Genomic DNA, 2,816 nt, shown 5'->3' on the forward strand with positions numbered 1-2,816 from the left:
AATTTCTGATTCATCTTTGAAACATCAAAACCGCCTCGATGCCGCGCGTGTTTCATGAGAATCGGAAAAATTGGGTTTATCGTGAGGATCAGAGAATGTTCGAAATCATACAATCAAAATATCCGCTTAAAATCGGCATTCAATTATTTGTTAATCGATTCAGGTTTTCTTTTGAGTCGCACCGATTAAAACGGCGGATTTAATTCGCGGTGGTTTTACGTTTATCGCGAGAGTTCCCGAGTAATTTTGGTAAGCCTTCGTGTGTTGCAGCGCGCAACAGAAAATCGGCCGCAAACCGCCGACTGCTCAAGCCTTGCGCGGAGGATTCTTCCGCCATGCTTTAGTCGTTTGCGGCGGCGCACGCTTTGATACTCATATCCGGCGATGAAAACACTGATCCGCAATTCGCTCATCTGTGCGCACCGCTTTTTATCGCTTCGATCCGCCTTTGCTTCATCGTCTTGCGCCAAAGGTACGAAGAGAATTTGTACGACCAAGGTGTTTGCGCGCCGGTCAACTTTTCCGCTAACGCGAAGCGTTCGCCAGGCGCGCGAAGTGCGCGTGTTGTTTCACTCCTGATAAGCCTTGCCCGATCTGCCGTTGTTGCATCCGCTACACGCGCGCTCGCTGCCCGGCGCTAGCCTGCGGTATTGATCCGACGATCCATGTCCCGGCGTGCGCGCGCGCACGGTGGCAGGGTAGCGCAGACCGCATGGTGGTCCCTTGCTCAACTGTGCTTGCCCATTTCTGCCGGAAACGTTTCATATCCGCAGCATGTCGCATGCGTACCGTCCAACTTCTCGCGGCTTATTCCTTACCGACGATGAACCGAACTTCCATCGCCCTGCTTCACCATTCGCGCGTCCGGCGCCCCGCCGCGGCCTTTGCCGCGCTTTTGTCGATCACCGGCTGCGACAAGGCCGCGTCTGATGAAAGCGCGGCGGCTGCGGCCTCGAACGCCGTGTCGATCGACGGCAGCGCGTGGATTCCGTGCGCCGCCGAGCACAACACATGCAGCTTCGACGGCACGAAGCGCGTGATGTACGGCACGCCCGCGCAACATGTCGTGAAGACCTTCACGAAGGAACTCACGTGCGATAACGGCGCGTTCGACGATCCCGCGCCGGGCATTGAAAAGAACTGCTGGTATGCAGCGCCCGAAGGCACAGTCGTCAAGCAGAGCGCGACGCCGGGAGCAAAACGCGCCGCTATGACCACGGTGAACGAACCCGACGCCTCCGATACCCCGCCTCTGCATTGCAGCGCGCCGACCGCGGCCACTGCCGCGACCGAGTCCGGTGATCCTATCGAAGCCGATACGCCCGGCGGCGATGGCTCGCGCATGTTTCCGTTGAACAAGCCCGTGCAGGTCGCAATCACCACGCGCGCGAAATCTTCGGATACGGTCGACTGGCAAATCCGCGATGCGTGGAACGTCGTCAAGGCCAGCGGGCAGTTTCCTGTCGCTGCAAAGCCGGGAACGATCACCCTCGCCTGCACGTCGGGCGCGGCGGGTTACTTCGCGGTGAATGCATCGCTTGCGTCGGAGAAACGGGCATTGCCATCGCGCGGGACGCGGCCTTCGGGGATCGCGACGTTCGGCGTGTTGCCGGATATGTCGGCGCTGCCGGCGGTGACGTTCGCGCATCCGGATCAGCATCGCTTCGGCGGACAGGGCGCGGTGTATCTGAAGCCTGGCGAAGCGTGCTGTTCGGGCGATGGGTATCGTCCGTTATATACGGATCTCGGCCTTACCTGGGTGAATGACAACCGCAACTGGTACATGACCGAAGAGAAAGGTCCGAACGCGTTCAACGCGAACGCGGACAATCTTCAGCCCTTCTTCCGATCCGGCGATCTCCTGCGTCTGATCCAGCTCGACGGCATTCCTGCGTGGGCCAGTCCGACAAAGAAGCAGACGCACAGCTACGCGCCCGCGATGATGGATGCGTACCGCGACTATATGAAACGCGTGGGCGAGGAATCGAACCGGGTGCGTGCGAAGTATTTTGCGCAGCAGACGCATAACTACTATCAGGTGACCTGGGAACCGGACTACGAAGGCGGCCTGCCGTGGAAAGATTCGGACGCGAATCTCGTAGCCATGTACAAGGCTACGCACGAAGCCATCCATGCGGGCGATCCGAACGCGGTGGTGATGGGTCTGACGCTGTCGAGCCTGTCGGCGAATACGACGTGGCTCAAGCGCCTCGCGCCGCTGGGCATCGGCAAATATCTGGATGGCGTGAGCGTGCATGGTTATTACGATGTCGGCACTTCGCCCTCGCATCCCCCCGAACGTTTCGATGCCGACGCCGCCACCGCGGGCAAAGCGATGCCCGGCATGATGCGCGACCTGCGCCGCGCGATGACGGATATCGTCAAGCCGGGCGCGAAGCTGTTCGTGACGGAAACGGGCGTGAGTTACGACATCGGCAGCAAGTACGGGCCGAACACGCCGAACTGGAATGTGCTCTACGCGCAAGGCGCGACGGTGGCGCGCACGCATCTGATTCTGCTGGGCGAAGGCGCGGACGTGAGCTTTATCTTCTACACGAACGACTTCCCGGATCAGATCGGCTACGGCGTGTTTTTTGATCTCATCAATACGCAGGGCGGCTTCGGCTTGAAGTCGATCAGCCCTAAGCCGGCTGCAATGGCGGTCGCCGCCATGACGCGCCTGGTCGATGGCACCACGACGATGGGCTACGTCAACGACACGCCCAAAGGGGTCTATGCCTATGCATTCCAGCGGCTCAACAACGGCAAGGTGGTCACCGCGCTCTGGACGCACAACAATGCATCGTGGCCGGGCG

Annotated in this window: 1 protein-coding gene; it reads left to right on the top strand. The window is 59.7% G+C overall.

The genetic code is table 11. The annotated features are described in order from the left end of the window. Positions 1-823: 823 nt before the first annotated feature. Positions 824-2,816 (top strand): hypothetical protein (locus tag P7F28_RS06480; protein ID WP_277183668.1); only part of this gene is annotated, 1,993 nt, incomplete at its 3' end.

It is taken from the genome of Caballeronia sp. BR00000012568055 (assembly GCF_029439455.1).
GTDB lineage: Bacteria > Pseudomonadota > Gammaproteobacteria > Burkholderiales > Burkholderiaceae > Caballeronia.